This is a genomic window from Pseudomonas sp. HY7a-MNA-CIBAN-0227 (assembly GCF_040310325.1).
Taxonomy (GTDB): Bacteria; Pseudomonadota; Gammaproteobacteria; order Pseudomonadales; family Pseudomonadaceae; genus Aquipseudomonas.
In genome coordinates, this window is record NZ_JBEOPT010000009.1 from 34,466 (window position 1) to 57,413 (window position 22,948).

22 protein-coding genes and 1 pseudogene are annotated in these 22,948 nt (G+C 58.4%); 8 read left to right on the forward strand and 15 right to left on the reverse strand.

The genetic code is table 11. The features are described 5' to 3' along the window. Positions 1 to 62: 62 nt before the first annotated feature. The 5 genes from AAEZ06_RS16280 (at position 63) to fabB (ending at position 7,011) form a co-directional block, all read left to right on the forward strand. The gene (locus AAEZ06_RS16280; RefSeq protein WP_350615206.1) at positions 63 to 2,183 is read left to right on the forward strand and encodes a TonB-dependent receptor plug domain-containing protein; all 2,121 of its coding nucleotides are present in this window, start codon (positions 63 to 65) and stop codon (positions 2,181 to 2,183) included. Position 2,184: 1 nt separating this feature from the next. Further along, entirely contained in the window at positions 2,185 to 3,117 is a 933-nt protein-coding gene (locus tag AAEZ06_RS16285) for an ABC transporter substrate-binding protein (protein WP_371923867.1), read from the forward strand. Then, positions 3,114 to 5,015 carry an ATP-binding protein gene (locus tag AAEZ06_RS16290; RefSeq protein WP_149411466.1) on the forward strand — a complete coding sequence of 634 codons (1,902 nt, stop codon included), beginning with the start codon at positions 3,114 to 3,116 and terminating at the stop codon, positions 5,013 to 5,015. Before AAEZ06_RS16285 ends, AAEZ06_RS16290 begins: the two co-directional genes overlap by 4 nt. 248 nt (positions 5,016 to 5,263) lie before the next feature. Next, on the forward strand, positions 5,264 to 5,779 hold the full coding sequence (fabA, locus tag AAEZ06_RS16295; protein WP_133099048.1) for a 3-hydroxyacyl-[acyl-carrier-protein] dehydratase FabA: 516 nt from the start codon (positions 5,264 to 5,266) through the stop codon (positions 5,777 to 5,779). Between the two features lie 11 nt (positions 5,780 to 5,790). After that, a complete protein-coding gene (gene fabB, locus AAEZ06_RS16300) occupies positions 5,791 to 7,011 on the forward strand; it encodes a beta-ketoacyl-ACP synthase I (protein ID WP_149411465.1) in 1,221 nt (406 codons plus the stop codon). Positions 7,012 to 7,078: 67 nt separating this feature from the next. On the opposite strand, the gene AAEZ06_RS28580 is transcribed toward fabB, so the two are convergent. The 5 genes and pseudogenes from AAEZ06_RS28580 to AAEZ06_RS16315 form a co-directional block, all read right to left on the reverse strand. Beyond that, positions 7,079 to 7,942 (reverse strand): methyl-accepting chemotaxis protein, encoded by an 864-nt coding sequence (locus tag AAEZ06_RS28580; RefSeq protein WP_502948038.1) that lies wholly within the window; start codon positions 7,940 to 7,942, stop codon positions 7,079 to 7,081. Beyond that, positions 7,934 to 8,122, reverse strand: a pseudogene (locus AAEZ06_RS28585) (HAMP domain-containing protein); the annotation flags it as partial. The pseudogene AAEZ06_RS28585 and the gene AAEZ06_RS28580, both read right to left, overlap by 9 nt. A gap of 15 nt (positions 8,123 to 8,137) precedes the next feature. Further along, positions 8,138 to 8,704: an MCP four helix bundle domain-containing protein gene (locus tag AAEZ06_RS28590; protein ID WP_371923865.1), complete on the reverse strand. Its 567-nt coding sequence runs from the start codon at positions 8,702 to 8,704 to the stop codon at positions 8,138 to 8,140. 137 nt (positions 8,705 to 8,841) lie between these two features. Further along, positions 8,842 to 9,306 carry a DUF3859 domain-containing protein gene (locus AAEZ06_RS16310; protein ID WP_149411464.1) on the reverse strand — a complete coding sequence of 155 codons (465 nt, stop codon included), beginning with the start codon at positions 9,304 to 9,306 and terminating at the stop codon, positions 8,842 to 8,844. Between the two features lie 78 nt (positions 9,307 to 9,384). After that, entirely contained in the window at positions 9,385 to 10,425 is a 1,041-nt protein-coding gene (locus AAEZ06_RS16315) for an amidohydrolase family protein (protein ID WP_371923869.1), read from the reverse strand. Positions 10,426 to 10,541: 116 nt separating this feature from the next. Between AAEZ06_RS16315 and AAEZ06_RS16320 the strand changes: the two genes are divergently transcribed. Both AAEZ06_RS16320 and AAEZ06_RS16325 read left to right on the forward strand, forming a co-directional pair. Beyond that, positions 10,542 to 10,970: an OsmC family protein gene (locus AAEZ06_RS16320; RefSeq protein ID WP_149411462.1), complete on the forward strand. Its 429-nt coding sequence runs from the start codon at positions 10,542 to 10,544 to the stop codon at positions 10,968 to 10,970. A 64-nt stretch (positions 10,971 to 11,034) separates the two neighbouring features. Beyond that, complete coding sequence (locus AAEZ06_RS16325) at positions 11,035 to 11,907, forward strand: pirin family protein (RefSeq protein WP_149411461.1); 873 nt, start codon at positions 11,035 to 11,037, stop codon at positions 11,905 to 11,907. Between the two features lie 143 nt (positions 11,908 to 12,050). Here AAEZ06_RS16325 and AAEZ06_RS16330 read toward each other — a convergent pair whose 3' ends face one another. The 4 genes from AAEZ06_RS16330 to AAEZ06_RS16345 form a co-directional block, all read right to left on the reverse strand. After that, positions 12,051 to 12,779, reverse strand: a complete 729-nt coding sequence (locus AAEZ06_RS16330) for a dienelactone hydrolase family protein (protein WP_149411460.1) — start codon at positions 12,777 to 12,779, stop codon at positions 12,051 to 12,053. 67 nt (positions 12,780 to 12,846) lie between these two features. Continuing rightward, entirely contained in the window at positions 12,847 to 14,751 is a 1,905-nt protein-coding gene (gene htpG, locus AAEZ06_RS16335) for a molecular chaperone HtpG (RefSeq protein ID WP_149411459.1), read from the reverse strand. Between the two features lie 90 nt (positions 14,752 to 14,841). Continuing rightward, on the reverse strand, positions 14,842 to 15,306 hold the full coding sequence (locus AAEZ06_RS16340; protein WP_149411458.1) for a PaaI family thioesterase: 465 nt from the start codon (positions 15,304 to 15,306) through the stop codon (positions 14,842 to 14,844). Then, complete coding sequence (locus AAEZ06_RS16345; RefSeq protein ID WP_149411457.1) at positions 15,303 to 15,779, reverse strand: PaaI family thioesterase; 477 nt, start codon at positions 15,777 to 15,779, stop codon at positions 15,303 to 15,305. The genes AAEZ06_RS16340 and AAEZ06_RS16345 overlap by 4 nt, the downstream gene beginning before the upstream one ends. Positions 15,780 to 15,936: 157 nt before the next feature. On the opposite strand from AAEZ06_RS16345, the gene AAEZ06_RS16350 reads away from it, so the two are divergent. Continuing rightward, on the forward strand, positions 15,937 to 16,188 hold the full coding sequence (locus tag AAEZ06_RS16350; RefSeq protein WP_149411456.1) for a hypothetical protein: 252 nt from the start codon (positions 15,937 to 15,939) through the stop codon (positions 16,186 to 16,188). A gap of 91 nt (positions 16,189 to 16,279) precedes the next feature. On the opposite strand, the gene AAEZ06_RS16355 is transcribed toward AAEZ06_RS16350, so the two are convergent. The 6 genes from AAEZ06_RS16355 to lpdA all read right to left on the reverse strand — a co-directional run bounded on the left by AAEZ06_RS16355 (position 16,280) and on the right by lpdA (position 22,856). After that, positions 16,280 to 16,681, reverse strand: coding sequence for an MAPEG family protein (locus AAEZ06_RS16355; protein WP_149411455.1), 402 nt, complete (start codon positions 16,679 to 16,681; stop codon positions 16,280 to 16,282). Next, complete coding sequence (locus AAEZ06_RS16360; RefSeq protein WP_149411454.1) at positions 16,678 to 17,418, reverse strand: DUF599 domain-containing protein; 741 nt, start codon at positions 17,416 to 17,418, stop codon at positions 16,678 to 16,680. The genes AAEZ06_RS16355 and AAEZ06_RS16360 overlap by 4 nt, the downstream gene beginning before the upstream one ends. A 144-nt stretch (positions 17,419 to 17,562) precedes the next feature. Next, positions 17,563 to 18,876, reverse strand: coding sequence for a branched-chain amino acid transport system II carrier protein (gene brnQ / locus AAEZ06_RS16365; protein WP_149411453.1), 1,314 nt, complete (start codon positions 18,874 to 18,876; stop codon positions 17,563 to 17,565). A gap of 294 nt (positions 18,877 to 19,170) precedes the next feature. Beyond that, a complete protein-coding gene (gene sucD, locus AAEZ06_RS16370; protein WP_149411452.1) occupies positions 19,171 to 20,052 on the reverse strand; it encodes a succinate--CoA ligase subunit alpha in 882 nt (293 codons plus the stop codon). Continuing rightward, positions 20,052 to 21,218, reverse strand: coding sequence for an ADP-forming succinate--CoA ligase subunit beta (gene sucC, locus AAEZ06_RS16375; protein ID WP_133099064.1), 1,167 nt, complete (start codon positions 21,216 to 21,218; stop codon positions 20,052 to 20,054). The genes sucD and sucC overlap by 1 nt, the downstream gene beginning before the upstream one ends. A gap of 201 nt (positions 21,219 to 21,419) precedes the next feature. Next, entirely contained in the window at positions 21,420 to 22,856 is a 1,437-nt protein-coding gene (gene lpdA / locus AAEZ06_RS16380) for a dihydrolipoyl dehydrogenase (protein ID WP_149411451.1), read from the reverse strand. Positions 22,857 to 22,948 lie beyond the last annotated feature (92 nt).

Consider the following 22,948-nt stretch of genomic DNA (forward strand, 5'->3'; position numbering starts at 1 on the left):
ACTGGCAAAAGCCCCCGCCTCAGTTAACATGGGCGGCTATTCGTAATTATCAAGGCCGTGCCGTGTATTTGGGCCCTCCTCCTCGCTCATCCTTCTTTCTGGCGCTGTTGTTCAGCACCCCGCTGCTTGCCGACGATCTTTTCCTCGACAGCCAACCGCTGCCGCAAGTCCTGACCGCCACCCGGCTCAAGCAGTCGGCTGCTGCCGTACCTGGCAGCATGACGGTGCTCGACAGCGAACTGATCAAGGCCAGCGGCGCGCGGGACATCGCCGAGCTGCTGCGGCTGGTACCGGGAATGATGGTCGGCTACACCACGGGCAACCAGGCCGCCGTCAACTATCACGGCACCAATGCCAGTGAAGCGCGGCGCATGCAGGTGCTCATCGACGGCCGCTCGGTGTACCGCGCTGGCCTGGCCACCGTGGACTGGAGCGACATCCCGGTGGCCATGGAGGATATCGAACGCATCGAAGTGTTCCGTGGGCCCAACACAGTCAGCTACGGCGCCAACGCGCTGATGGCAGTGGTCAACATCCTCACCCGCTCACCGGCCAACAGCCAGGGCACGCGGATGAAAGTCATCCGGGGCGAGCGCGGGATCAACGACTGGTACGCCAGCCAGGGCATGGGCTGGGAAACCGGCGACCTGCGACTTTCACTGTCCGGGCAACAGGACGATGGTTTTGACAGCGACCGTGTCGGCGCCGACCGCCGCGACAGCAGGCGCCTGAGTCGCTTCAGCCTGGCTGTCAGCCAGACCTTGAACCAGCAACAAAGCATCGATTGGCAATTGAGCGCCAAGGAAGGGACCAACCAGCGCCCCTACACCTACACACCCGTGTTTGACGGGATTACCGAAAACGGCACCAATTCCGACGTCACTGCCAAGGACTATGCCGGCTCGTTGCGCTGGAATTTCGATTTCAATCCCGACCACAGCCTGTATATCCAGGGCTCGGCCCAGCAATGGGATCGCCGGCAAATCTGGAAAGCCTGCGATGCCAAAGTCTCGTTCAGCCCCGAACTGACGCAACTGTGGCAGCTCAATCCCAACTATGCCGAGAAGTTGGCGCGGCATATGGACGCATTCAGCCAGAATGGCGCGCCACCGGGCAGTGCGGCCGAACAGGCCCTGGGCAACCAAGTCCTGGGTCAATGGGAAAACGGCGGCAAAGACAGCGTCTGCGGCAACATCGACCAAAGCACCAAGGAAAGCCGCTACGACCTGGAGCTGCAAGACACCCTGAGCCTGTCCGACAGCCTGCGCCTGGTCAGTGGCCTGAATTACCGCTATGACCGCGCCGACTCCGACACCTACTTTAACGGCACCCTCGACGACACCACCTGGCGCCTGTTCGGCCACCTGGAGTGGCGCGCCAGCGAGCACTGGTTGCTGCAGGGCGGCGCGATGTACGAAAACACCCACCTGAGCGGCAACTCACTGACGCCAAGGGTCGCGGTCAACTACCTGATCAACCCGCGCCACGGCTTGCGCGCCGTGTACTCCGAAGCCATCCGCTCGCCGGACATGTTCGAGAACAACGTCAACTGGAGCTACCGAGTCACCAACCTCAGTTCCCCTGCCTATGGGCAGACCTCAGGCCAGTACTTCGTCAAGACACGCGGCCCGGGTAATCTCGACAAGGAGTTGATGCGCTCCCGTGAGCTGGGCTACAACGGCTTTTTCGCCGACATCGGGCTAAACCTCGATGTGAAGCTGTTCTATGACGAAATCACCGGCATGATCAGCGAACCGTTGCGCAACAATCAGTACATTGCCAGCAACACCAACAGCTCGCGTTTTATCGGTACTGAAACTCAGCTCGACTGGCACGTAAGCACTGCCGACCGCCTACGGCTGACCTATGCTTACGTCGACGCCAGCGCCAGCAACCCGCTCGACCAGCAACAAACAGCCCGCAACAGCGGCTCGGCCGGCTGGATGCGTGAGTGGGGCGCCGGCTGGTCCAGTGCGTTGTTCTATTATGGCGACGATGCACTCAACCAATATCGCTTCCAACGGGTCGACATGCGGGTGGCCAAACGCATTGCCCTGGGCAAAGCCAACCTGGAGCTGGCCGGCATGTTGCAACAACGGCTCGATAACCAGCCCACCACCTGGCCCAACAATAACTACGACCAGCGCCACGTGCTCTACTTCAGTGCGGAGTTAGAGTTCTAGCATGAACCATGCTCAGTCACGGATGACCGCCCCCTTTTCCTCAAGTTTCTGGAGGCGTTGCCTGCTGCTTGTCAGTCTGATGTTTGCTGCCCCCGCCTGGACCGCCGAGATCCTGCTGATCGCCGCCGAAGATGGGCCCGGCGTACAGGCATTCGCCCAGGCACTCAGCCAGCAGCGCCCCGAGGACAAGGTCGACTTCAAGCCACTGAAAGACCTGCCAGCTCCCGGCCAGTTGCCCGCCAGCACCCGCCTTATCCTGCTGGACTTGCAAAGCCTGGACTGGCGTTTGCAGGACGCCCAGGGACCGCCGACTCTGGTGCTGCGCATCAGCCGCCTGCAAGCCCGACAACGCCTGGGCAATGTCCTGCCAAACAAGATCAGCCTGCTGTGGAGCGATCCACCGCTGGACCGGCAATTGCACTTGATCGCCAACATCCTGCCCCAGGCCCGGCGCATTGGTGTGCTGTATGGCAACGACAGCGAGTTCCTGCTGCGTGAACTGCGCCAGTACGCCAGCCCGCTGGGCCTGGAAATCGTCCCCCAGCACTGGGACGACATTAACGACAGCCGGCCGCTGCAAGCCTTGTTCAAAAACAGCGATGTGTTGCTGGGGCTGGACGATCCGCAGCTGTACAACCCAAAAACCGTGAAAAACCTGCTCTTGAGCAGCTACGCCAGGCAGTTGCCGCTGATCGGGCCCAACGCCGGCTTCGTTAGGGCCGGCAGCCTGGCCAGCACCTACAGCGACCAGAACGACTGGCTAAACGTCCTCGACCGCTTGCTGGACCATGCACCGTCCCGTTGGCCGCGATCGCTGTACCCGGAACACTTCAAAGTCGTGGGCAACGCGCAGGTGGCGCGCTCGCTGGGGATCGAACAGGTGAACGAAACCAACGTTGCGACCCGATTGGCCGAAGGAGAAAAACGCCCATGACGTTGCGTCGACGTTGGGACATCAACACCCGCACCCAGCTCATCACCCTGGGCCCGGCCCTGTTGCTGACGTTGCTGTTGATCAGCTTCTTCACCTTCGTGCGGATTCAGGACCTGCGCCAGGAACTGGATCACACCGGCCAACTGATCGCCAACCAACTGGCTCCGGCCACCGAGTACGGGGTGATCTCCGGCAACAACGACGTACTGGAAAGCCTGTTGCGGGCGACCCTGGCCACACCTCATGTGCGCTTCCTGGAAATCCAGGACAGCACAGAAAACATCCTGATCTACGTCGAACAACCCTCGGAAAAACACGACCGTTCGCTGACGGTGAAAGTGTTCCAGGCGCCAATACGGCTGCAACATATCCAACTGGGCAATGATTTTTTCCAGGACAGCACCGCGCAGCCCAAGGCACCACGCGCTGACTATCTGGGCCGCGTGATCGTCGGCATGTCCAACGATGCCTTCAGCCAGCGTCAACAGGAAATCCTCTTCAAGGCAGGGATTCTCGCGTTGTTCGCTTTGCTCTTCACCTTCCTGCTGGCGCGGCGCCTGGCTGCCAGCCTGTCGCAACCGATCAGTGCCATGGGCAACGCGGTCAAGGCCATCCAGCAAGGGGACTACAAAACCCCGCTGCCCATTGTCGATGACTCCGAGCTGGGCGACCTGTCGCGCCACATCAACAACCTTGCCGAAGGCCTGCACCAGGCCAGCCGTGAACAGCAGCAGGCCATGGCCCAGTTGATCCAGACGCGCGAAGAGGCCGAGCGGGCCAACAATGCCAAATCCGATTTCCTGGCAATGATGAGCCACGAACTGCGCACGCCGATGAACGGTGTGCTGGGCATGCTGCAACTGCTCGAAACCACCACCATGACCGAAGAGCAGACCGAGTACGCCGCCCTGGCTTGCGAGTCCACAGAGCACCTGCTTAAAGTCATCAATGACATCCTCGACTTCTCGCGCATCGAGCGCGCAGCCCTGGAGCTGGAGCACATTCCGTTCAATCTGGTGGAGTTGATCAACAGCTGCGCCCAGGCCTTCCAGCACAACGCCGTGCAGCGCGGCCTGTTGCTGGAGTTACGAATTGCGCCTGGCATGGATGCATTGCGCGTGCAGGGCGACCCGACGCGCATCCGGCAGATTCTGGTAAACCTGATCGGTAATGCGCTGAAGTTCACCGAGCACGGCACCGTCACCGTCGAGCCCCACTGGCAAAACCTGGACCATGAACTGCTGTGGTTCACCTGCACCGTGCGCGACAGCGGGATTGGCATCTCGGCGGAGCGCCTGGAGCTGATGTTCGACGCCTTTCAGCAAGCGGACAGTTCCATTTCAAGACGTTACGGCGGTACCGGCCTGGGCCTGCCTATTGCCCGCACCCTCGCCGAACGGATGGGCGGCACCTTGCGGGCCCAAAGCGAAGAAGGCCAAGGTTCGGTGTTCACCCTTGAAATCCCCTTGGCGATCTACCAACAGAGCCTGCCGGTCATCGCGCCGAATGCCGAAGGCAAAGCCAGTGCGGGCGGCGGGCGCAATGTCCTGCTGGTGGAGGATAACCCCGTCAACCGCACGGTGGTCGAAGCCATGCTGCGCAGCCTGGGGTTTGAGGTCAGTATCGCCACTGATGGCGCCGAGGCGATTCGCAGTGCCGAGAGCCTGATTTTTACTGCGATCCTGATGGACTGCCGGCTGCCGGTGATCGACGGTTACGAGGCCACCCGGCAGATTCGCCAATTGCCCGGATGCGCCGACCTGCCCATCATCGCCCTGACCGCCAACGCCTTGCAGGGTGATCGGGAAGCCTGTTTGGCCGCGGGAATGAACGATTACCTGTCCAAGCCGTTCAAACGCACGGATTTACAGCAAATCTTACAACGGTGGGTTCATTAGATCGGCATCGTCAGCCAACTGCGACTGGCGTGAAAGGCGAAAGTGCGGCAGTCTTAGGCACCCGAACGGGCCCGTAAACCGGCCCGGTTTAAAATTTCAGTGCACAAGTGTACATTCATGACCTTGACGCTGTGACTTTCACTACAACGCAATAGTCTATGTGTAGGCTGCCGATGTGAGGCATGAACGCTTCAGTCGGTCGGGAAGATTTGCCCTACCCTGCCGCATGGGACTATTGAGGAGCTCGCATGACCAAACAAAACGCCTTTACTCGGGAAGACCTGCTGCGCTGCGGTCGCGGTGAGCTATTCGGCCCAGGTAACGCGCAACTGCCCGCCCCGAACATGTTGATGGTGGATCGCATCACCCATATCAGCGAAGAAGGTGGCAAGTACGGCAAAGGTGAATTGGTCGCCGAGCTGGATATCACCCCTGACCTGTGGTTTTTCGCCTGCCATTTCGAAGGCGATCCGGTCATGCCAGGTTGCCTGGGCCTCGACGCCATGTGGCAGTTGGTCGGGTTTTACCTCGGCTGGCAAGGTCTGCCGGGCCGTGGTCGCGCCTTGGGTTCGGGCGAAGTGAAGTTCTTTGGTCAGGTCTTGCCGACCGCCAAGAAGGTCACATACAACATTCACATCAAGCGCGTCCTCAAGGGCAAGCTGAACCTGGCTATTGCCGATGGTTCGGTGACTGTCGACGGTCGCGAGATTTATACTGCCGAAGGCCTTCGGGTCGGCGTATTTACTTCCACTGACAACTTTTAAGGGTTATCCGCATGCGCCGCGTCGTTATCACTGGTCTGGGCATCGTTTCGTGCCTGGGCAATGACAAAGAGACCGTCTCCGCTAACCTGCGTGCAAGTCGCCCTGGCATCCGTTTCAACCCGGAATATGCCGAAATGGGTCTGCGTAGCCAGGTTTCCGGCTCCATCGACCTGCCCCTCGAAGAGCTGATCGATCGCAAGATCTATCGCTTCGTCGGCCACGCCGCCGCCTATGCCTATCTGGCCATGAGGGATGCGATCACCGACTCCGGTCTGACCGACGAGCAGGTTTCCAACCCGCGCACCGGTCTGATCGCAGGTTCCGGTGGCGCATCGACCTTGAACCAGATGGAAGCGCTGGACATCCTGCGCGAGAAAGGCGTCAAGCGCGTTGGCCCGTACCGCGTCACGCGGACCATGGGCAGCACCGTTTCCGCCTGTCTGGCCACGCCGTTCAAGATCAAGGGCGTGAACTACTCGATCTCCTCCGCTTGTGCCACCAGTGCTCACTGCATTGGTAACGCGGTCGAGCAGATCCAGTTGGGCAAGCAGGACATCGTGTTCGCCGGCGGCGGTGAAGAAGAACATTGGAGCCAGTCGTTCCTGTTCGACGCCATGGGCGCCCTGTCCACCCAGTACAACGATACCCCGCAAAAGGCCTCCCGTGCCTATGACGCCAAGCGTGACGGTTTCGTCATCGCCGGCGGCGGCGGCATGGTGGTGGTCGAGGAGCTGGAACACGCTCTGGCCCGTGGCGCGAAGATCTACGCGGAAATCGTCGGTTACGGCGCTACTTCCGATGGCTACGACATGGTTGCGCCAAGCGGCGAAGGCGCCATCCGCTGCATGCAGATGGCCATGGCTACCGTTGACGGCCCGATCGACTACCTGAACACCCACGGCACCTCGACTCCAGTCGGCGACGCCAAGGAAATGGAAGGCGTACGTGCAGTGTTCGGCGACAAGGCTCCCGCCATCAGCTCTACCAAGAGCTTGTCGGGTCACTCCCTGGGCGCCGCCGGCGTTCACGAAGCGATCTACTGCCTGCTGATGATGGAAGGCAACTTCATGGCAGGTTCTGCCAACATCGAGGAACTGGACCCGGAAGTGGCTGACATGCCGATCCTGACCAAGACCCGTGAAAATGCAACCATCAACACCGTGATGAGCAACAGCTTCGGCTTCGGTGGCACCAACGCCACACTGGTGCTGAAACGCTGGCAGGGCAAGTAAGCCCCGCAGCTTGATCATATGAAAACGCCCCGACTGATTCGGGGCGTTTTTTATTGTGGTAAATGAATCACACCGAAAACCGCGCCACCATCGTATTAAGATCCACCGCCAACCTCGACAACTCCTGACTCGCCTCGCTGGTCTGATTGGCCCCCGCCGACGTCTGCTGCGCCAAGTCGCGGATGTTCATCAAATTGCGATCCACCTCCCGCGCCACCGCCGCCTGCTGCTCCGAGGCACTGGCGATTACCAGATTGCGCTCGTTGATCAGGGTAAACACCGAGGCAATCTCCTCCAGTGCCATGCCCGCCGACTTGGCAATATCCAGGGTTGAACGTGCCCGGCTGTTGCTCTGCTGCATGGAGCTGACGGCCTGATCGGTGCCCTGTTGAATCCCGCTGATCATCTGCTCGATTTCCTGGGTCGACTGCTGGGTGCGATGGGCCAGCGCCCGCACTTCATCGGCCACCACGGCAAACCCGCGCCCGGCATCCCCGGCCCGCGCCGCTTCGATGGCGGCGTTGAGCGCCAGCAGGTTGGTCTGTTCGGCAATCGAACGGATCACGTCCAACACCTTGCTGATGCCATAGACCTTTTGCGCCAGATCCTCGACCTGCGTGGCGTTGGCGGCTACGTCGTCAGCCAGGGACTCAATGGACAGCACGGTCTGATGCACCTGTTCGCGCCCCTGCTGGGCAATGCGATCAGACTCGCGGGACGCTTGGGAAGTCGCCACCGCATTGCTCGCCACCTCCTCCACCGCCGCCGTCATCTGGTTGACCGCAGTGGCCGCCTGTTCGATTTCCTGGCTTTGCTGATGCAGGCCACGGGTTGCGTCTTCAGGGACACAACTGAGCTCTTCGGAGGCGCACGCCAACTGATTGGATGAGTCCAAGATGCGCCGGATGGTTTCCCGCAGGTTCTCCTGCATGCTCTTGAGCGCCTGTTGCAAGCGCGCCGGCTCGCCCTTGCCGCTGACGGTAATCTCAGCTGTGAGATCGCCACTGGCTACGCCCTGGGCGACTTTCAACGACTGGGAGAGTGGCAGCACAATACTGCGAGTCAACAACAACGCCAGGCCGATCGTGATCAGGGTCGTCGCGGCAATCATGCCGATCACCCAGCCTCAGGATTGGCTGAACATGTGCTGGGCCAAAGTCGCCGCCTGATTGGCGTTAACCTTGTTGAGATTGACCAGTTCGCGCAGGGTGCCGGCCATTTCATCGGCCACGTGATTCATCTCACCATTGGCGACCTTGATCGCATCTTCCAACTGGTTTTGTCGGGAAAACGCCATGACTTGCTCTTGGCGTTGCAGGTATTGCTGCTGCTCGGTTTTAAAGCGGTCGAACAGCACCGTCTCTTCGGGCAGAACAATCAACCCTTGATACAGCGACTGAGCGGCGTGCAGGCCGTTTTTAATGTCGATGATTTTCTGTTCATTTTGCGCCAGCACCAGGGGGTCGCGATTGATCAGCAGGCGCAAGGTCAAGGCCCGCACCCGCAGCAGGTCCTGACTCATGTCCCCGACAGCCATCACACTGGGCAGCCAGTTGGTTTCCACCTGACTCGACTGTTCACGCATATTGGCCATCTGCTGCAAGGCGAGTCCGCCCAGGGCAAACACCATCAACGCCAGCAAACCAAACCTCAGACCTGCCCGGGGGGCGATATTCAGACTTCTGATACTCATCATTGGCTCCTTCCAAAAGCGCTGCATCTACCTGCAGCGGGTTGCTCTTGAAAGGTATCGGCGCCTTGTGAACTTTGCGTAAGACGAAAACGCGATATCAAAACGCATTAGCCGCTCGCGGCCAATGCTGTGGCGACTCAGCGGACGGTAAAGCTCTTTTGCGTCAGCAGGCGGTCACCCTGGAACACCATGAAACGCCATTCTCCCGGCACCACTTCGTGGCTCTCGGTGAACTCGTAGGCCATCACATCCTGAGGTGCACCGGGCACCAGTTTCTGCGTGACTTCAAACTTGTCATGGAGAACACCGTCGGGCGTACGGATGCCGGGGGTGAAGTAGAGCAGGGTCAGCGGCGTGTCTTCAGCCACTTTGCCGACCAACTGATAGCGCAGGCCGAACTTGGTGCCCAGCTTGGCGGGGACCACTTCGCTGGATTGGATCTGTTCGTTGCTGCGGCGCAACACGCGCTCCCCCGATTGCAGCGCGGCTTTTGGGCCGTCAAACACGCCGTATTCCACCGGGCCTTCGATACGGACTTCGGCACTGGCCAGGCTGCTGATCATCATCAGCGCCGCCAGGGCGCTTGTACGGGTGAAATGCATGGTGCGCTCCTTGATTAAGATGGCGGGAGCTTATGACACGGGTGTGACGGGAAGATGACCAAGGAGCTGTCAGCCTCGCTAAGGCTCGACAGCTCCCACATTGGGCAAAATCGCCAGGAAGTTATCTCGGGCGACCTTTCTCGCAACGTCTTCAGGCAGTGCATCAAGAAACGGATCAAAGCTGCGCATCTTCTTACCCAGTTTGCTGAAGCGCCCTACCACGTCGGAACCCAGCATGAAGCGCTCCGGGAAGCGCTCCACCAGCTTTACCCACTCTGGACGTGGCTTTCCCGCGCCATCCAGCAAGTAAGGCGTGAGCACGCTCCAGGATAGGTCAATGTACAGATTGGGATACGCCTCCAGCATCCGAGTCAGGGTCGGCAGGAGGAACTCCAACTGCGTCTGGTGGCGATGGATCTCCATGCTGGTGCCAGCGTGGGCCCAGATAAACCGTGTATGGGGGTGATTGCGCAGCGGTTCTTCCATTTCCGCCAGGTACAGCGGATTGCGCTCACGTTTGGAAGTGATATTGGAATGCAGCATCACTGGCAGATCATTTTCGGCGGCCAAATGATAAATCCGAGTCATGGCTTCGTTGTTGGCCCGTGGGGTATCGCCCGATGTCAGGGCGGTCAGGTCATCGTGGCGAGTGAAGACTTCCCCAATGCCCTGCCACAGGCCGGGATTGAGGTCGAGCATGCGCTGGATATGGGAGGCGGAATTCTTGTCGTTGGGGTTGAACCCTGTAAGGAACGGGTGGAAATACTGGCGTTGTTCGGGTGTCAGTTTATTCACTGCCGCCGCGACGATTACATCCGTGGCGCTGTACCAGTAGGCATCGGCGTCGTCACCAGCGTAGTAGCGCGGACGTTTGGGCTCGTCTTCGTGCCATTTCTTTGCCACTGGGACGCCGGAAATCATCACATGCTCAATACGATTCTCAGCCATGGCCTTGAGCAACTTGTCCATGCCTGCCGTCTCCTGGAAGAAGTCGACGTAATGCAGGTGCGCGTCGCTGTAGCTGTAGTCGCGCGCTTGGGTGGCAACGCTGATGGTGGCCAGCAACAGGGCAATACTCAAGCGGGTCCAGGGCACGGGAAAACCTCGATAAGGACGAATACAGGTAGACCCCTGGCCGCCCGTCCGGGTTCAGCGACAAAAAAGCAGGGAACACCCGGGTGCCAGCATGCTCTATAACTGCATGACCTTCATCCTGCCACCTAATGAGGTTCGCCATGCCTGTTACCGTGAATACCGAATCCGACAAAGGCTTTCGCCACAGCATCGAGATTGCTGATGGCAATGAAAAGCATGAGTTGTTTACCGACCTGCCCAAGAGCCTGGGCGGCGAAGACTCCGCGCCCTCCCCTCATGACTACTTCGACGCGGCCCTCGGCGCCTGCAAGGCCTTGACCCTCAAGCTCTATGCGCAGAAAAAGGACATCCCGCTGACCGGCGTCACCGTCGAAGTCACCCATGACAGCAGCGAAGAGCAAAAGGGCAAATACAAACTCAACGTCAAGCTGACCCTCAAGGGCGTGCTGACCGACGACCAACGCGACGAACTGCATCGCGTAGCCGATCGCTGCCCGGTACACAAGCTGATGACCACTACCGACGTCATCATCGAGACCAAGCTCTCGGAAGGTGCCTTCAGCCAATAGAGCCAACATCCCATCGAGCGGGTTATGCTCAGCCTCATCAACCCCGCTCAGATTGGGATGTACCATGACCACTGTGACCGTGATTCGCCCTCGCGCCGAGGATGTCGAGGGCCAACCGATCCTGCGCCCGCTGCCTTCAAGGCAATGCCGTAGCGTCGGTCCTTTCGTGTTCTTTGACCATATGCTGGAAACCCGCTACGCACCGGGCAGCGGCATGAATATTCGGCAGCATCCCCATATTGGTCTCTCCACCCTCACCTACCTGTTTGAAGGCGAACTCCTGCACAAGGACAGCCTGGGTTCCGATCAAGTGGTCAAGGCCGGAGATGTCAGCTGGATGACTGCCGGCAGCGCCATTGCCCACGTTGAGCGCACGCCAGAAGCCCTCAAGGCCAGAGGTTTCAGCCTGCATGGGCTACAAGTGTGGCTGGCCTCTCCCAAGGAACACGAACAAGGGCCGGGGCATTACAGCCATCACTCGGCCGCCAGCCTGCCCATGAGTGACAACCTTGGGGTAAAGATCCGCCTGATTGCTGGCAGCGGCTTCTGCCTGGAGTCGCCGGTGCCGGTGTTGTCGCCAACCCTGTACGCTGAGGTGCAGATGCAGACGGCCACGACCTTGCTGATCCCCCACGAGCATGAGGAGCGGGCGGTGTATGTGCTGGAGGGTGAGGCGCAGCTTGATGGCGAGGCCTTGGAGGTCCATAGCCTGGTGATTTTACCGGCAGGCGAAACAATGGCGCTGTTTGCCGAAACTGCTTGCCATCTCGTGGTATTCGGTGGCGCGCCGCTGGATGGGCCGAGGCGAATCAATTGGAATTTTGTCGCCAGTGATCCGGCGCTGATCGAACAGGCTCGGCAGCGCTGGGCGGCCGGGGATTGGCCGACGGTGCCGGGGGAAAGTGAGCGGATTGAGTTGCCTGGGAACAAGGCTTGAAAAATTTGTGGCTGCTGGTGGGCTGGGTACATATCCGTTATTTCGGTAACGGACATGTACTCAATCGCCCCCTAAAACCTGCCCTCCAGCTATCAGCAACCTCAACAGATGTGTAGATACCTGTACCGCGATAAGGCCAACGATCAGCCCTTGAACACTTCATCCAGCAAGTTATGCATCGACAAAAACGCGCGGCCAGCCGTCTTGGCGTCATACATCATCTTGCCCGGCACATTCGCATCGGGATCGGTAAAGGAATGCACCGCCCCACCGTAGCTCAGCAGTTGCCAATCCACACCCGCAGCGTTCATTTCATCTTCAAACGCCGGCAGTTGCTCTTTGGGCACCAAAGGATCGGATGCACCATGCATTACCAGTACCGAGCCCTTGATGTTCTTCGCATCGGCTGGATTCGGCGTGTCGAGGGTGCCGTGGAACGAAACGGCGGCCTTCAACGACGCGCCGGTACGGGCCAGCTCCAGGGAGCAACACCCACCAAAGCAGAAACCAAACGTCGCCAGCCTTGAGGTATCTACCGCCACTTGCGCCTGCCCTTGCAACTGCTCAAGGGCCGCCTGCATACGCTTGTTCAGCAATGCCCGGTCATTTTTCAACGGCATCATCGCTGCACCGGCTTCATCGCCGTTTGAAGGGCGAACGCTTTGCCCGTACAGGTCTGCGATCAGCACCACATAGCCCTTGCCGGCCACGGTCTTGGCGATCTCCTCGGCACCCGCACTGACACCCATCCAGTTCGGTGCCATCAACAGGCCCGGCAGCGGCCCCTTGTGGCTGGCATCAAAGGCCAGACGGCTTTCATAAGACTGGCCATCAATCTGATAGACCACGGAACGCACGGTGACTTGGCTCATCATTTACTCCGGTTGGTAGGCACTAGAACGAAAAACCCCGCCGAAGCGGGGTTTTCTAACAACGGTGTTAAACCGACAGTTCAACCAACAGCTTGTTCAGTCGGCGCACATAGGCGGCCGGATCTTTCAAGCCGTCCCCAGCAGCCAGGGCTGCCTGGTCGAAGAGGATGTGCGACAGGTCGCCAAAACGTTCTTCGCTCTGCTCGGCATCGAGCTTCTCGATCAGCGGGTGCGCCGGGTTAAATTCGAAGATCGGCTTGGAATCCGGAACCTTCTGACCGCTGGCTTCCAGGATCTGACGCATCTGCATGCCCAGGTCCTGCTCGCCAATGGCCAGGATCGCCGGGGAATCGGTCAACCGGTGGGAAACCCGCACTTCGCTGACAGCATCGCCCAGGGCGGTCTTGATCCGCTCAACCAGACCTTCTTTGGTCTTGGCAACTTCCTCGGCGGCCTTCTTGTCTTCTTCCGAATCCAGGTTGCCCAAGTCCAGGTCGCCACGGGCCACGTCGACAAAGCTCTTGCCGTCGAAATCGCTGAGGTAGCTCATCAGCCACTCGTCGATACGGTCGGTGAGCAGCAGCACTTCGATGCCTTTCTTGCGGAAGACTTCCAGATGCGGGCTGTTCTTGACCTGGGCGTAGGTTTCACCGCTCAGGTAGTAAATCTTGTCCTGACCTTCCTTGGCGCGTGCCAAGTACTCGGTCAAGGAAACATTCTGCTCGCCGTCATCGCCCTGGGTGGAAGCAAAACGCAGCAGGCCGGCAATTTTTTCCTTGTTGGCAAAATCCTCTGCCGGGCCTTCTTTCATGACCTGGCCGAAGTTTTTCCAGAAGCCCTGGTATTGCTCAGGCTCGTTCTTCGCCAGTTTTTCCAGCATGTCGAGTACGCGCTTGGTCAGCGCCGACTTCATGGAGTCGATGATCGGGTCTTTCTGCAGGATTTCCCGCGACACGTTCAGCGACAGATCGTTGGAGTCGACCACGCCTTTGATAAAGCGCAGGTACAGCGGCAGGAAGGATTCCGCCTGATCCATGACGAACACGCGCTGCACGTACAGCTTCAGGCCTTTGGGCGCTTCGCGTTGGTACAGGTCAAACGGAGCTCGGGCCGGTACGTAGAGCAACGAGCTGTATTCCAGCTTGCCTTCGACCTTGTTGTGGCTCCAGCTCAGCGGGTTCTCGTAGTCATGAGCGATGTGCTTGTAGAACTCCTGGTATTCCTCGTCTTTGACTTCGGTACGAGAACGGGTCCACAGGGCACTGGCGCGGTTAACGACCTCCCACTCCTGGGCAGGAGCGTCGTCACCTTCGGCCGCTGCTTGTTCTTTCGGCAACTCGATCGGCAGGGCGATGTGGTCGGAGTACTTCTTGATGATGTTGCGCAGACGCCAGCCATCGGCGAACTCGTCTTCAGCGGACTTCAGGTGCAGGACGATGCGGGTCCCACGGTCAGCCTTGTCGACGGTGGCGATTTCAAACTCGCCCTCGCCCTTGGAAGACCAGTGCACGCCTTCGCTCGCCGCAAGGCCAGCACGGCGGCTGAACACTTCGACCTGGTCAGCAACGATGAAGGCCGAGTAGAAGCCCACGCCGAACTGGCCAATCAGGTGCGAGTCTTTCTTCTGGTCGCCCGACAGGTTCTTCATGAAATCAGCGGTGCCGGATTTGGCGATGGTCCCCAGATGGGTGATCGCATCGTCGCGGCTCATGCCAATACCGTTGTCTTCGAGGGTGACGGTTTTCGCGTCCTTGTCGTAGCTCACACGGATTTTCAGTTCCGCGCCGCCTTCCAGCAACTCTGGCTTGGACAGGGCTTCGAAACGTAATTTGTCGACAGCGTCAGAGGCGTTCGAGATCAATTCGCGAAGGAAAATTTCCTTGTTGGAATACAGCGAATGGATCATGAGGTGCAGCAGTTGCTTCACCTCGGTCTGGAAGCCCAGGGTTTCCTTTTGAGTTTCCACACTCATGGTCATCAAACTCCAACTTGGATGGCAGTGGCCGCGCCCTTGAGGGTTGGCGGCGGGTTGTCATCAAAGTTGGGGGCTAAGAGCAGGATTTCAAGGGCAGTCATGCTCCTGGATCTTGAAATGGGCCCGGGCGGTGGCGATGGGTTCGGCTTGGGTACTTTGCCAAGCGGTAATCGCCACATTGGCCACCCGTCGACCCTGGCGCCACACCTGGCATTTGGCGTAGGTGTCGCGAAACTGCCCGGCACGCAGGTAATCGAGAGAAAAATCGATGATTTTCGGTATGTTTTTTTCAAGGCAGGGCGCACCGGTAAACACCAGTAAATGCAGCGCCGCCGACAGCTCCATAAAGCCTGCGATCACGCCGCCATGGATCGCCGGCAATATCGGGTTACCAATGTTGTCCTTGTTGGCGGGCATGCGGAACAACAACTCGTCCCCCAAGCGGGTGCATTCGATGCCGATCAGTTTGGCGTAGGGAATCAGGTTGAGCAGCGCCTCGTAGTCGCCGCGCTTGTAGGCCTGTTCCATCCGAGTCCTGAATTGGTAGGTCATGCCTGTTCTCCCTTGATGGTGCTACCAAGGCCTTGAGTGCCCTTGAGCCGCTTGCCCATGCGCATATAGGTGCCCACCACATGGGCAATCGGTTGCTGCGGGTCACCCTGATAGGCAAAGCCACGGGTGAAGATCACGTCGGTGGTCACCCGGTAACATTGGGCAAAGCCGAAAACCGGTTGGTGGGGCTCAGCCGGGTGCATGTAGTCGATGCGCAAGTCCAGGGTCGGACACACCTCGAACTCCGCAAGAACGCACAAAGTGGCCATGCCACAGGCCGTGTCCATCAAGGATGTGAGGGCACCACCATGGATCACACCGGTTTGTGGGTCCCCGACAATGTGCGCGCTGTACGGCAGGAGCAGGGTCATGCCGTCCGCGCTGGCGTCATGAACCTCGATACCCAGCACCTGACAATGGCGCAAGGCTGAAACAAAGCGTACCGCACGCTCTAAAATAGGGTTGTCGGTCATTCGATAGAGACTCTTATTAGTGTTGATCCGGCGGAGTTTTTCTCCCCGAAGAAAGTTCCTTTGCGACGCGGCTTATATATCTGTGGGATTAAAGGAACTAATACGTACACCTTAGGCTCGAAAGGCCAGTAGATATCTTCACTAAGGAGAAACACCCATGCGCAAGACTTTAGCTGTTTCCTTGATGTTGGCCGCTGCCCTTGGCCTCGCTGCCTGCGATAAAAAATCCGAGGACAAAGCTCAGGATGCCAACCAACATGCTGAACAAGCTCAAGAAAAAATGAGCGAAGCTCAGAATAAAGTGAACGACGCTGCAAAAGAAAACGCTGAAGCCGCCAAAGCCAAAGCTGAATCTGACGCAGCAGCGGCCAAAGAAAGTGCTCCTGCTACGCCTGCAACCGGTTCTTGAGTCTGACGACTTGAATGCCGTGGTTTGAAAAGCCATGTTGCAAAAGAAAGCCCGCCTTAGAGCGGGCTTTACTTTGCCTGGTGCTTTTTTCTCAGAGGAGAAAAGTACGAAAGGTCGGACTAAGCATCAGTAATAGCGAACAGAGTAAACCGACGAACCAGACCAGGCTGCGCTGCCACGCCAGATCGGCCCAATAGCACAGTAAATAAACCACTCGCGCGACCACAAAGATGATCGCTAGCCAGTCAATCAGGTAGCCCTGGGTCTGAGTGGTATGGGCCATCAACACCCCCATCGCAAACAACATGAACGCTTCAAAGCTGTTTTGATGAGCGGCCACTGCCCGTGCACCAAACCCGGTCAATTGCGCCTGCTGACGACGCGGTTCGCGATTGTCGTAACCGCCCTGCTCTTTCATGGCCCTGGCCACGGGCACGCGCGCCACGAAGATCAGCAGCGCGCTGATAAAAACACACCAGAACGGAATACTCACAACGTCGCCTCCTTGGAAGATTCAGGCAAGGGTGCCTCTGTAGGGGTATAGACCATGACTTCCAATACGTCGGAATGAAATTCCCGGCGGTACAGCACCAACACCACTCCAGTGCTCATCAGCATGAACAGCCACGGACTGACGAACCACGCCAGCATGGTCATGCCGAAGTAATAGGAGCGCAGGCCAAAGTTGAACTGGTTAGCCGCCATCGAAATCACCCGAGCAGCCCTCAAGGCAAACGCCTTGCGCTCCTGCTCGGAGACATACCGCTCGCCGACCATGGGGGCCGAACCGATCAGGATCGCCGCAAAGTTGTACTGGCGCATGCACCAACTAAAGGTGAAGAAGGCGTAGACAAACACCAGGGCCAGGCACAACAGTTTGATCTCCGACATGCCCTGGGACGCTTGCTGGATGATGGGAATATCCGCCAGCAACGAGACCGCTCGCTCCGATGCGCCAAGCACGGTCAGGATACCGGCGAGGATAATCAGGGTGCTGGAAGCAAAAAACGAGGCGTTGCGCTCAAGGTTGCCGATCACGCTGGCGTCGGCGATACGATTGTCCCGCAACAGCATGCGGCGCATCCAGTCTTCGCGATACAGGTGCAGGACACTGGCCAGACACGCCGTATCACGGGCTTTCCAACTGGCGTAACGAGTATAACCACCCCAGCAAATGGCAAACCAGAGCGCGGCAAGCAGATGGATCAAGTTGGCTTCGACAAACGACATGCGGGTCCTTGTAAGGCATTGGCGAAAAGTGCCTTGTGCCTGTTCGACGTTAGCTCACGGAAAAAGACACTGCCTGACGCCCATAAAAAATGCCCCGGATCGTTTGATACGGGGCATTTCGATTTCAGCGTGTAACAAAGCGTTTTAGGCGATGGCTTCGCTGCGCTTGCCCAGCAGACGGTCAATCACCACCGCTACCACCAGGGTCATCACCGACGGCACCAGCCACGCCAGGCCCTGCTCACTCAGCGGCAGATTGGCAAGTTGCGACGGCAGCCAGTTCGCCAGCCCGGCACCTTTCAAAGCGTCGATGGTGCCGAAGATGAACGATACCAGCATCACTGGGCCGACAATCCGGCCCTGCTCCTGCCAGAAGCCCTTGCAGAAGCTCAGCGCGACCAAGACGATGCACGGCGGGTAGATCGCGGTCAGGACCGGAATCGAGAAGGCAATCAGATTAGTCAGGCCCAGGTTCGACACCAGCAGCGAAAACGCGGCAAGGATGACCACCAGGGTTTTGTAGGACAGCGGCAGTACACGGCTGAAATACTCCGCGCAGGCACAGGTCAGGCCTACTGCAGTCACCAGGCACGCCAGGGAAATCAGCACCGCAAGGAAGCCGCTGCCCAGGGAACCGAAGGTATGTTGAACGTAGGCGTGCAACACCGCGGCACCGTTGGCGGCACCAGCAGCCACTTCATGGCTGCCCGAACCGAGGCGGAACAGGCTGATGTACACCAACGCCAGGCCCACGCCGGCAATCAGCCCGGCAATGATCGCGTAACGGGTAATCAACTGTGGCGACTCGACGCCACGGGAACGAATGGCGTTGACGATAACGATGCCAAACACCAGGGCGCCCAGGGTATCCATGGTCAGGTAACCATTGATAAAGCCCTGGGAGAACGGCGCGGCGGCGTACTCAGGCGTGGCGATACCGACATCTCCGGCGGGCAAGGCAAAGGCTGCGATGCCCAGTGCCGCGAGGGCGATGATCTTCAGCGGCGCCAGGAAACGGCCAACGGTGTCCAGCAGACGCCCTGGATACAGGGAGATGAAGAACACCAGCAGGAAATACACCGAGCTATAGAGGAACAACGCCAGCGGGCTTTCACCGGTCAGTGGCGCCAGGCCGACTTCGAAGGACACCGTCGCGGTACGTGGCGTGGCGAACAAAGGACCCACTGCCAGGTAGCACGCCGCGGCCAGGATGCCACCGGCGACCTTGCCGATGGGGCTGCTCAACGCGTCCATAGCACCACCGACCTTGGCCAGGGCGATGACGGTAACCACTGGCAGTCCTACTGCGGTAATCAGGAAGCCCAGCGCCGCCATCCAGACATGAGGCCCGGACTGCAAACCAACGATAGGCGGAAAGATGATGTTACCGGCGCCCACGAACAAGGCAAAAGTCATAAAGCCCAACGCCAGGATGTCCTGGCTTTTCAACACTTTCATTTGAGGAAATACCACACTACTGAATCGGAATTTAGAGAGGGGCTTCCCTATGGATGAGGGAAATGCTATCAGCCCGGATGGGGACCGACCGGTCTAGCGCGGAACTTCCTTGTGGGGAGCGGACGCATAAAGAGGCAGCTAGCCTAACGAATTTGTCTGACAAACGCACTATTGCAGGGCGAACTGTCCGATAAGCGACATTTATATGTCGCATCCGTATATCTAAATATTGAAATGCACAAAGGCCACCCGAAGGCGGCCTTTGCGTGGTGAAGCGTCAGTTAAGCGCGAGGCTTACTTGACAGCCCAACCGGTCAGCTCGGACAAAGCCTTGCCGATGTCTGCCAGCGAACGCACGGTTTTCACGCCTGCGTCTTCCAGGGCAGCAAACTTCTCGTCTGCTGTGCCCTTGCCGCCAGAGATGATTGCGCCAGCATGGCCCATGCGCTTGCCTGCAGGGGCAGTCACACCAGCAATGTAGGAAACAACCGGCTTGGTCACGTGTGCCTTGATGTAGGCCGCCGCTTCTTCTTCAGCCGAACCGCCGATCTCACCGATCATGACGATCGCTTCGGTCTGCGGGTCTTCCTGGAACAACTTCAGGATGTCGATGAAGTTGGAGCCCGGGATCGGGTCACCGCCGATGCCGACGCAAGTCGACTGACCGAAACCGGCGTCAGTGGTCTGCTTAACAGCTTCGTAGGTCAGGGTGCCGGAACGGGAAACGATACCGACTTTGCCTGGCAAGTGAATGTGACCGGGCATGATGCCGATCTTGCATTCGCCTGGAGTGATCACGCCAGGGCAGTTAGGGCCGATCAGGACCACGCCCAGTTCGTCGCACTTAACTTTAGCGTCGAGCATGTCCAGGGTAGGAATGCCTTCAGTGATGCAAACGATCAGCTTGATGCCGCCGAACGCTGCTTCAAGGATGGAATCCTTGCAGAAAGGAGCTGGAACGTAGATGACGCTAGCGGTGGCGCCAGTGACTTCTACGGCTTCTTTCACAGTGTTGAAAACAGGCAGGTCCAGGTGAGTGGTGCCGCCTTTGCCTGGAGTTACGCCGCCAACCATCTTGGTGCCGTACTCGATGGCTTGCTGGGTGTGGAAACTACCTTGCGAACCGGTAATACCCTGGCAGATAACTTTGGTGTCTTTATTGATCAGGACGCTCATTATTTGCCCTCCGCAGCTTTGACAACTTGTTGAGCAGCGTCGGTCAGGCTGGTAGCAGCGATGATGTTCAAACCGCTTTCTGCCAGTACTTTAGCGCCCAGTTCAGCGTTGTTGCCTTCAAGGCGAACAACAACCGGGATTTTAACGCCGACTTCTTTCACTGCACCAATGATGCCTTCGGCAATCATGTCGCAACGAACGATGCCGCCGAAGATGTTGACCAATACTGCAGCGACGTTGGAGTCGGACAGGATGATCTTGAACGCTTCGGTAACGCGTTCCTTGGTAGCACCGCCGCCCACGTCGAGGAAGTTGGCTGGTTTGCCGCCATGCAGATTGACGATGTCCATGGTACCCATGGCCAGGCCAGCACCGTTGACCATGCAACCGATGTTACCTTCCAGGGCTACGTAGTTCAGCTCGAACTTGGCAGCGTGCGCTTCACGCGGATCGTCTTGCGACGGATCGTGGAAAGTCTTCAGCTTAGGCTGACGGTACATGGCGTTGGCGTCGATGTTGATCTTGGCATCGAGGCAATGCAGATCGCCGTCAGCCTTGATCACCAGCGGGTTCACTTCCAGCAGGGCCAGGTCGTGATCCTTGAACAGCTTGGCCAGACCTACGAAGATCTTGGCGAACTGAGCAACTTGCTTACCTTCCAAACCCAACTGGAATGCCAGCTCGCGACCCTGGAATGGCTGAGCGCCAACCAGTGGATCGATAGTGGCCTTCAGAATTTTTTCTGGGGTTTCGTGAGCGATCTTCTCGATGTCCACGCCACCTTCGGTGGAAGCCATGAACACGATGCGACGGCTCGAACGGTCAACGACAGCGCCCAGGTACAGCTCTTTAGCGATATCAGTGCACGATTCAACCAGGATCTTGGTGACTGGCTGGCCATTGGCATCAGTCTGGTAAGTCACCAGACGCTTGCCCAACCACTGTTGAGCGAAGGCCTTGGCGTCTTCTTTGCTGCGAACCAGCTTCACGCCGCCCGCTTTACCGCGACCACCAGCGTGGACCTGGGCTTTGACAACCCACTCGGTGCCGCCGATTTTGTCGCAAGCTTCTGCTGCTGCTTCCGGGGTGTCTACTGCGTAACCCTTGGATACTGGCAGGCCGTACTCAGCGAACAGCTGCTTACCCTGATACTCATGAAGATTCATGCTTATTACCGTCTTCGTTAGGTACTGCGCATTCGGTGCTGCACTAGTGTTAGTGCCGCACCACCTGTGACTGCTGCTTGCACAACTTCGCAGCCCTTAGGCTTGCAAAGCTGCGCAAGACTGCGTCCAGCGGATATTCCGCGGTGAGTCTTGCGCACAAGGCTCACGACGGGCAACCGCCGTGGTTTCTTATTATCTTGCTTAGCGCTTCTTCTTGTTGGCGATGTGGATGGCATGGCCATTCACTGCCAACGCAGCTTCGTGCAGCGCTTCGGACAGGGTCGGATGGGAGAAGACCATCATACCGATATCCTCGGCGCTGGTGCCGAATTCCATACCGATTGCGCCCTGCTGAACCAGTTCTGCTGCGCCTGGACCAATCACGTGGACGCCCAATACGCGGTCAGTCTTGGCATCAGCGATGACTTTGACGAAACCACCGGTGTCGTTGGCTGCCATGGCACGGCCAGAAGCGGCAAACGGGAAAGTGCCGACGTTAACTTCAACGCCTTCAGCTTTCAACTGCTGTTCGTTCTTGCCGACCCATGCAATTTCTGGATGGGTGTAGATAACCGACGGGATCAGGTCGTAGTTCATCTGGGTCTTGTGACCCTTGATGCGCTCGACAACCATGATGCCCTCTTCGGAAGCCTTGTGCGCCAGCATCATGCCGCGAACCACGTCGCCAATGGCGAAAACGCCCGGTACGGTGGTGGCGCAATGATCGTCAACGTGCACAAAACCGCGCTCGTCGAGGTTCACGCCGCTGTCGGCAGCCAGCAGATCAGTGGTCACCGGACGGCGACCAACGGCTACGATCAGCTTGTCGAAAGTGATGGTCTGTTCGCCATTCTTGTCGGTGTAGGTCACAACGACTTCTTCGCCATTGACCTTGGAACCGGTCACGCGTGCGCCCAGCTTGATGTCCAGACCTTGTTTGGTCAGGGTCTTCAAGGCTTCTTTGGACACTGCGCTGTCGGCAGCCAGCAGGAACGTGTCCAGGGCTTCCAGGACGGTCACTTGCGAGCCCAGACGCGACCAGACCGAACCCAGTTCCAGACCGATCACGCCAGCGCCGATCACGCCCAGACGTTTTGGAACCGATTGGAATTCCAGGGCGCCGGTCGAATCAACGATCACGTTCTGGTCAACTGGAGCGGGTGGAATGTCGATTGGACGCGAACCTGGAGCCAGGATCACGTTCTCGGCTTCGATGATTTCGACCGAACCGTCAGGCTTGGTGATTTCAACTTTCTTGCCGGCCAGCAGTTTGCCGTGACCTTGCAGGGAAGTGACGCCATTGGCCTTGAACAAGGTTGCAACGCCGGAAGTCAGGCCTTTAACAATGTTGGCCTTGCGGCCGACCATTGCGGGTACGTCCATGGTCACGCCAGCGTGGTTGATGCCGTGGATGGCAAAACCGACTTGGGCTTCATGGAATTTCCAGGAGCTGTCCAGCAGCGCCTTGGAAGGAATGCAACCGACGTTCAGGCAAGTACCGCCCAGGGCCAGTTTGCCTTCCTTGTCGGTGTATTTTTCGATGCAAGCAGTCGAGAGGCCCAGTTGCGCGGCCTTGATGGCGGCAACATAGCCGCCAGGGCCTGCACCAATCACTACAACGTCAAATTTCTGAGACATGAAAATAGATCCTCTATTTAGCTTCAAGCTTCAAGCGATAAGCTGCAAGCCAAGCTGCTTTTTCTTGCAGCTTACAGCTTGCAACTTGCAAC

Bases quoted from the DNA above. Each gene is read 5' to 3' on its own strand.
- AAEZ06_RS16285 (WP_371923867.1), top strand. From the start codon at position 2,185: ATGAACCATGCTCAGTCACGGATGACCGCCCCCTTTTCCTCAAGTTTC.
- AAEZ06_RS16290 (WP_149411466.1), top strand. From the start codon at position 3,114: ATGACGTTGCGTCGACGTTGGGACATCAACACCCGCACCCAGCTCATC.
- fabA (WP_133099048.1), top strand. From the start codon at position 5,264: ATGACCAAACAAAACGCCTTTACTCGGGAAGACCTGCTGCGCTGCGGT.
- fabB (WP_149411465.1), top strand. From the start codon at position 5,791: ATGCGCCGCGTCGTTATCACTGGTCTGGGCATCGTTTCGTGCCTGGGC.
- AAEZ06_RS28580 (WP_502948038.1), bottom strand. From the start codon at position 7,942: ATGCAGGAGAACCTGCGGGAAACCATCCGGCGCATCTTGGACTCATCC.
- AAEZ06_RS28590 (WP_371923865.1), bottom strand. From the start codon at position 8,704: ATGAGTATCAGAAGTCTGAATATCGCCCCCCGGGCAGGTCTGAGGTTT.
- AAEZ06_RS16310 (WP_149411464.1), bottom strand. From the start codon at position 9,306: ATGCATTTCACCCGTACAAGCGCCCTGGCGGCGCTGATGATGATCAGC.
- AAEZ06_RS16320 (WP_149411462.1), top strand. From the start codon at position 10,542: ATGCCTGTTACCGTGAATACCGAATCCGACAAAGGCTTTCGCCACAGC.
- AAEZ06_RS16325 (WP_149411461.1), top strand. From the start codon at position 11,035: ATGACCACTGTGACCGTGATTCGCCCTCGCGCCGAGGATGTCGAGGGC.
- AAEZ06_RS16330 (WP_149411460.1), bottom strand. From the start codon at position 12,779: ATGAGCCAAGTCACCGTGCGTTCCGTGGTCTATCAGATTGATGGCCAG.
- htpG (WP_149411459.1), bottom strand. From the start codon at position 14,751: ATGAGTGTGGAAACTCAAAAGGAAACCCTGGGCTTCCAGACCGAGGTG.
- AAEZ06_RS16340 (WP_149411458.1), bottom strand. From the start codon at position 15,306: ATGACCTACCAATTCAGGACTCGGATGGAACAGGCCTACAAGCGCGGC.
- AAEZ06_RS16345 (WP_149411457.1), bottom strand. From the start codon at position 15,779: ATGACCGACAACCCTATTTTAGAGCGTGCGGTACGCTTTGTTTCAGCC.
- AAEZ06_RS16350 (WP_149411456.1), top strand. From the start codon at position 15,937: ATGCGCAAGACTTTAGCTGTTTCCTTGATGTTGGCCGCTGCCCTTGGC.
- AAEZ06_RS16360 (WP_149411454.1), bottom strand. From the start codon at position 17,418: ATGTCGTTTGTCGAAGCCAACTTGATCCATCTGCTTGCCGCGCTCTGG.
- brnQ (WP_149411453.1), bottom strand. From the start codon at position 18,876: ATGAAAGTGTTGAAAAGCCAGGACATCCTGGCGTTGGGCTTTATGACT.
- sucD (WP_149411452.1), bottom strand. From the start codon at position 20,052: ATGAGCGTCCTGATCAATAAAGACACCAAAGTTATCTGCCAGGGTATT.
- sucC (WP_133099064.1), bottom strand. From the start codon at position 21,218: ATGAATCTTCATGAGTATCAGGGTAAGCAGCTGTTCGCTGAGTACGGC.
- lpdA (WP_149411451.1), bottom strand. From the start codon at position 22,856: ATGTCTCAGAAATTTGACGTTGTAGTGATTGGTGCAGGCCCTGGCGGC.